Below are 5,785 nucleotides of genomic sequence, written 5' to 3'. Positions count from 1 at the left end.
ACCGCGACTCCGCCCGGGAGATGCTGGCCCGCCGCGTCGAGGAGCAGACCCCTGCCCCCGCCGCACCGCCGCCGCGGCGCACCGGGCGTGCCGAGCGCGCCGAGGAGGACGGGCCCCGCCGGGACCCGGCGCCGCGGCGGACGCGTCCCGAGCCGTCGGTGCTGGAGCAGCTGTCGAGGAACACCCTGGTCCGCCAGCTGGCCCGCACGGCCGGCCGGGAGATCCTGCGCGGGATCTTCGGCACCCGGCGTCGTCGCTGAGCCCGGGAGAGAGGTCCGTCACACCGTGACGGGGTGGCGCCGTCGCGCAGGTTCGGCTTACCTTACTTAGGTGAACCTCTCAGGGAAGGCCGTCGGGTTGCGCACCGCCGCGGTGTCGATCGGCTACGGCAGCGGGGACGTCGTCAAGCAGGTCAGCTGCGAGCTGGCGCCGGGGCGCGTCACCGCCCTGGTCGGTCCCAACGGCAGCGGCAAGTCGACGCTGCTGCGCGGGATGGCCCGGCTGCAGCGGCTCTCCGGCGGTGCGGTGCTGATCGGGGACTCCGAGGACGTCGCCAGGCTCGCCCCGCGCGAGCTGGCCCGCCGGCTCACCGTGCTGGCCCAGAGCCGTCCCACCCCGCAGGGCATCACCGTCCGCGACGCCGTCGAGCTCGGCCGCCACCCGCACCGCGGCCGCTGGCGCAACCGTGACGCCGACGGCCCGGCCGCGGTGCAGCGCGCGATGGAGCTGACCGGGGTGGCCCCGCTGGCCGAGGACACCGTCGACTCTCTCTCCGGCGGGCAGCTGCAGCGGGTCTGGCTGGCCAGCTGCCTGGCCCAGGACACCGCGGTGCTGATGCTTGACGAGCCCACCAACCACCTCGACCTGCGCTACCAGGTGGAGCTGCTGGAGCTGCTCCGCGAGCTCGCCGACGTCCACGGCGTCACCGTCGGGGTGGTGCTGCACGACCTCAACCACGCCGCCCAGGTCGCCGACGTGGTGGCGGTGCTGTCCGCGGGTGAGCTGGTCGCCTGCGGGGCGCCCGCCGACGTCCTCACCGAGCAGCTGCTGACCGACGTCTACGGCATCGAGGTCACCGTCAGCGCCGACCCCGTCCGGGGCTGCCTGGACGTCCGCCCGCGGCCGCGCCGCGCGTCGCTGCGCTCTCGGCTGCACGCCGAACCGGCCCTCGCCACCGCCTGACCTCCTCCCTCCCGCGGCCGCCGTGGCCCCGGACCGACCGACGAAGGAACCCTGCATGAAGATCCGTCCCGCGCTGCTCGCTGCCCTGGTCTCGACCCTGGCGCTCGCGGCCTGCGGCACCACCGACCCGGCCACCACCGACGGGCCCGAGGAGGCGGCCGCGGCCGGCGGTGAGCCGATCACCGTCACCGACGGCCGTGGCCGGGAGGTGACGCTGCCCGACGGTCCGGCCACCGAGGTGGTCACCCTGGAGTGGGCCTCGACCGAGTACGTCACCGCGCTCGGGGTGCAGCCGGTCGGCGCCTCCGACGTCGAGGGCTACGGCTCCTGGGCGAGCGCGGCGCCGCTGGCGGACGGTGTCGCCGACGTCGGCCTGCGGACCGAGCCGAGCATCGAGGCGGTCGCCTCGCTGGAGCCCGACCTCATCCTGGGCGACACCACCTCCATCCCCGAGGACGCGATGGCCCAGATGGAGCAGATCGCCCCGGTCGTGCTGCTCGAGGGCGCCCGCACCGACGGGCTGGTCGAGCTGCTCGAGGACAACCAGAGCCTGGTCGGGCAGCTGCTCGGCAAGGAGGCCGAGGCCGAGGCCCTCAACGCCGCGTTCGACACCCGGATCGAGGAGCTGGCCGGCGAGGTCGAGGCGGCCGGCAAGGCCGGGACGCCGGTGGTCTTCGCCTACCCCTCGGCCGCCTCCAACTCCGTCGACGTCCGGATGCACGGCCCCGGCTCGGCCCCCGGCACCCTGGCCACCCTGCTCGGCCTGGAGAACGCCTGGACCGAGCCCGGCGACGAGGCCTACGGCATCTCCAGCTCCGATGTGGAGGGCCTGACCCGGCTGCCCGAGGACACCGAGTTCCTCTACTGGGGCAACGACGGCACCGAGGACGCCGTCACCACCGTGCTCGCCGACAACGCGGTCTGGCAGGGGCTGCCCTTCGTGCAGGCCGACCGGGTCCACCGGGCCGGCGTCGGCATCTGGGTCTACGGCGGCACGCCGTCGATGGTCCAGCTCGCCGAGGACATCACCACCCAGGTCACGAGCTGACCCGATGAGCACGACCACCACCACCCGTCCCGGGACGCCGGCCCTCCCCGCCGGCGCCCCGCCGGCCGGGCGCACCCGGGCGCGCGGCCGCCTCGGCTTCGCCGTGGTGCTGGTCGCGCTGCTGGGCTGGGTGGTGGTGGTCAGCGGCATCCACCTCTCCCAGGGCACCGCCGCGGTCGGCCCGGCCGACCTGTGGGCCCTGCTCACCGGGCAGGGCACCGACCAGTCGACCGCGGTGGTGGTCTCCTCCCGGCTGCCGCGCTGGGTGGCTGGGCTGGCGGTCGGCGTCGCGCTCGGGGTCGCCGGCTGCGTGCTGCAGTCGGTGGTCCGCAACCCGCTGGCCTCACCCGACACCATGGCGGTCAACGCCGGGGCGTTCCTGGCCCTCACCCTCGTCGCCGCGCTCGGCATCACCCTGCCGCTGTTCTCCAGCGCGGCGGTCGCCTTCGCCGGCGGCCTGCTCACCGCGCTGCTGGTGCTGGCGCTGTCGTCGGGGGCCGGCTCCTCCGCGATCCGCCTGGTGCTGGCCGGCTTGGCCATCACCCTCGGCTTCTCCGCGCTGACTCAGGTGCTGCTGCTGCTCTTCCCCTGGCAGACCCAGGGCCTGTTCGCCTGGGGAGCGGGCTCGCTCGACCAGTCCGGGCTGGCCGGGGTGCTGCGGCTGCTGCCGGTGCTGGTGGTCGGCGTCCTCGCCGTGCTGGTGCTCGCGCGCTGGCTCGACCTGCTGCAGCTGGGCGACGACGCCGCCCGCGCGCTCGGGCTGGACGTCCGCACCGCGCAGGCGGTGCTGGTGGTGCTGGCGGTGCTGCTCTCGGCCGTCGCGGTGACGATGGCCGGCCCGGTCGGTTTCGTCGGGCTGGCCGCGCCCGCGCTGATGCGGCTGCTGGTGCGCTTCCTGCGGCCGATGCGCAAGCACCGGGTGCTGGTGCTGATGAGCGGCCTGGCCGGGGTGGCGCTGGTGCTCACCGCCGACGTCGCGCTGCGGGCGGTGTTCGGCGCGCTGAACGGGGTGGCGGTGCCGACCGGGGTGATCACCTCGGTGCTGGGCGCGGTGTTCCTCGTGGCGCTGGCCCAGACCATCCGCACCGGTCTGGACGCCGACAGCCTGGTGACGATGCGCGCCGGCACCCGATTCGGGGTGCGCCACCCCGGCTGGCTGCTCGGCATCGTGGCCGCGCTGCTGGTGACCGCGCTGGTGCTGGCCTCGCTGGTCGGCGACGCGCTGCTGCTCACCGGGGACGTCCTCAACTGGCTGCAGGGGGTCGCCTCGGTCCGGGTGGAGATCATCCTGGACTCCCGGGTGCCGCGGGTGCTGGCCGCGGTGCTCTGCGGTGCCTGCCTGGCGACCGCCGGCGCGGTCGTCCAGGGCGTCACCCGCAACCCGCTGGCCGACCCCGGCATCCTCGGCGTCTCCGGCGGGGCGGGTGCCGGCGCGGTGGCGATGATCGTGCTGCTGCCCAGCCCGTCCTACGCGGTGGTGCTCGGGGCCGCGCTGGTCGGGGCGGTGCTGGCCGGGGCGCTGGTGTTCGGCTTCAGCGCCCGCGACGGCGTCGACCAGGCGCGGATGGTGCTGGTCGGTATCGGCATCAGCGCCGCCACCACCGCGTTCATCACGCTGATGCTGGTGCGCACCGACCCCTGGAACCAGACCAAGGCCATCACCTGGCTGGGCGGGTCGACCTACGGCGTCAGCATCGTCCAGCTGCTGCCGATGGTGGCCGCCCTGGCGCTGGCCGCGGTGGTGCTCACCGGCAGCCGCCGCGACCTCGACCTGCTGCAGCTGGACGAGGTGACCCCGCGCGTCCTCGGGGTGTCGATGGGACGCTCGCGGCTGGTGGTGCTGCTGGTCGCGGTGGTGCTGACCGCCGCCGCGACGGCGTCCATCGGGGTGATCAGCTTCGTCGGCCTGGTCGCCCCGCACGCCGCCCGGCTGCTGGTCGGACGCCGCCACGCCGCGCTGCTGCCGCTCTCGGCGCTGCTCGGCGGGCTGCTGGTGCTGCTCGCCGACGCCGTCGGCCGGGCCGCCATCGCCCCGGCCCAGCTGCCGGCGGGGATGGTGACCGCGCTGATCGGCTGCCCCTACTTCCTGTGGCTGCTGTGGCGGATGCGGGCCACCACATGACCGCCCCCGCCACCTCCGCCAGCACCCCTGAGCCCGCACGAGAGGAACGCCCATGACCACGTCCGCCCCGGCCCGCACCGCCACCTACCGGCTGTTCGAGGTCGAGCTGGCCGCCCGGCAGCAGCTCAGCCCGCACTTCGTCCGCCTCACCTTCACCGGGCCGGAGCTGGACAGCTGCGGCGACACCTGCCTCGACCAGCGCGTGAAGCTGGTCTTCGCCGAGGAGGGGCAGATCGGCCCGGCGGTGTCGGCCGGCGAGGACTGGTACGCCTGGTGGCTGGGGCTGGAGGACGACCGGCGCCCGGCGATGCGCACCTACACGATGCGCGCGGTGCGCCCGGAGGCCAGCGAGGTCGACATCGACTTCGCCTGCCACGGCACCGAGGGCCCGGCCAGCGCCTTCGCCGTCCAGGCGCCGCTCGGGTCGCGGCTGCTGCTGGTGGCCCCGGACGCCACGGTCCCCGGGTCGGGGTCGGTGGGCCTGGCCTGGCACCCGGGTGCGGCGACGGACGTCCTGCTGGTCGGGGACGAGACCGCCGCGCCGGCGATCTGCGGGATCGTCCAGCGGCTGGGCGAGGACGTCACCGGCCGGGTGCTCCTCGAGGTGCCGACCGCCGCCGACGCCCTGCCGCTGCGGGCCCCGGCGGGGGTGTCGGTGACCTGGCTGGCCCGCGACGACCGCCCGCACGGCGAGCGGCTGGTGGCGGCCGTCCGGGAGTGGGCGACCTGCCTGGATCCGGCCGTCGCTCCGGGGGAGCAGGACGTCCCCGCCGAGGCCGAGGAGCTGCTCTGGGACGAGGTCGAACCCGCCGGCGACCGCTACGTGTGGGTCGCCGCCGAGGCCGGCACGGTCGCCGCCGTCCGGCGCCACCTGGTCCGCGAGCGCGGCGTCGACAAGGCGTCCTGCTCCTTCATGGGCTACTGGAAGGCCGGCCGCGCCGGCTGACCTCCCCGCCCGTCCTCACCCGAGCAGCCGGGAACGGCGGATGCGGCGCTGCGGGTCGACCCGGTCGGCGACCGCGGCGGCCCGGTCGCGGACCTGCGGGGGTAGCGCGTCGGGCACCGCGGCCGCGCCGTCCACCCAGGAGCCCGGGGTGATCCCGGTGTCGGCGGCCGCCCACACCGACCGTGCCCGCGCGAGAGCCGACCCGATCTGCTCGCGGGTGGAGCGACCGAGCGGGCCGACGGCGTGGAAGACGAAGTCGCCCGGGGCTGAGACGAGCGCACCGTCGCGCCCGGCCGGGGCCCCGGTGACGTGGCGCAGCTCCAGCATCACCACCGGGCTGCCGGGCTCGGCGGCCGTGGCGAGCAGGTCGGCGGCGAGGTCGGGGGTGGCGGCGTCCAGCCACCGCGCGGCGCCGACCGCGGGGGTGGCCGCGGGCGGGTCGAGGTGGATCCGGGCCAGCCCGGCCGCGTCGGTGGGCCCCCAGGTG

The 5,785-nt window shown here is 75.9% G+C and carries 5 protein-coding genes and 1 pseudogene; 5 read left to right on the top strand and 1 reads right to left on the bottom strand.

The annotated features are described in order from the left end of the window. The 5 genes from DVA66_RS16305 to DVA66_RS16285 form a co-directional block, all read left to right on the top strand. Window positions 1–260: helicase HerA-like domain-containing protein (locus DVA66_RS16305; RefSeq protein ID WP_114561023.1), on the top strand; the 260-nt coding region annotated here is incomplete at its 5' end. Between the two features lie 70 nt (window positions 261–330). Beyond that, window positions 331–1,182, top strand: coding sequence for an ABC transporter ATP-binding protein (locus tag DVA66_RS16300; protein WP_198671853.1), 852 nt, complete (start codon window positions 331–333; stop codon window positions 1,180–1,182). 55 nt (window positions 1,183–1,237) lie between these two features. After that, on the top strand, window positions 1,238–2,230 hold the full coding sequence (locus tag DVA66_RS16295; RefSeq protein WP_114561021.1) for an ABC transporter substrate-binding protein: 993 nt from the start codon (window positions 1,238–1,240) through the stop codon (window positions 2,228–2,230). A 4-nt stretch (window positions 2,231–2,234) separates the two neighbouring features. Further along, a complete protein-coding gene (locus DVA66_RS16290; protein ID WP_114561020.1) occupies window positions 2,235–4,352 on the top strand; it encodes an iron ABC transporter permease in 2,118 nt (705 codons plus the stop codon). 52 nt (window positions 4,353–4,404) lie between these two features. Continuing rightward, window positions 4,405–5,298, top strand: a complete 894-nt coding sequence (locus tag DVA66_RS16285) for a siderophore-interacting protein (protein ID WP_114561019.1) — start codon at window positions 4,405–4,407, stop codon at window positions 5,296–5,298. Between the two features lie 15 nt (window positions 5,299–5,313). Here the strand turns inward: DVA66_RS16285 and DVA66_RS16280 are convergent. Further along, window positions 5,314–5,785, bottom strand: a pseudogene (locus DVA66_RS16280) (FAD-binding oxidoreductase); the annotation flags it as partial.

Source organism: Desertihabitans aurantiacus, assembly GCF_003344635.1.
GTDB classification, from domain to species: domain Bacteria; phylum Actinomycetota; class Actinomycetes; order Propionibacteriales; family Propionibacteriaceae; genus Desertihabitans; species Desertihabitans aurantiacus.
This window is presented reverse-complemented; position numbering and strand designations above follow the sequence as displayed.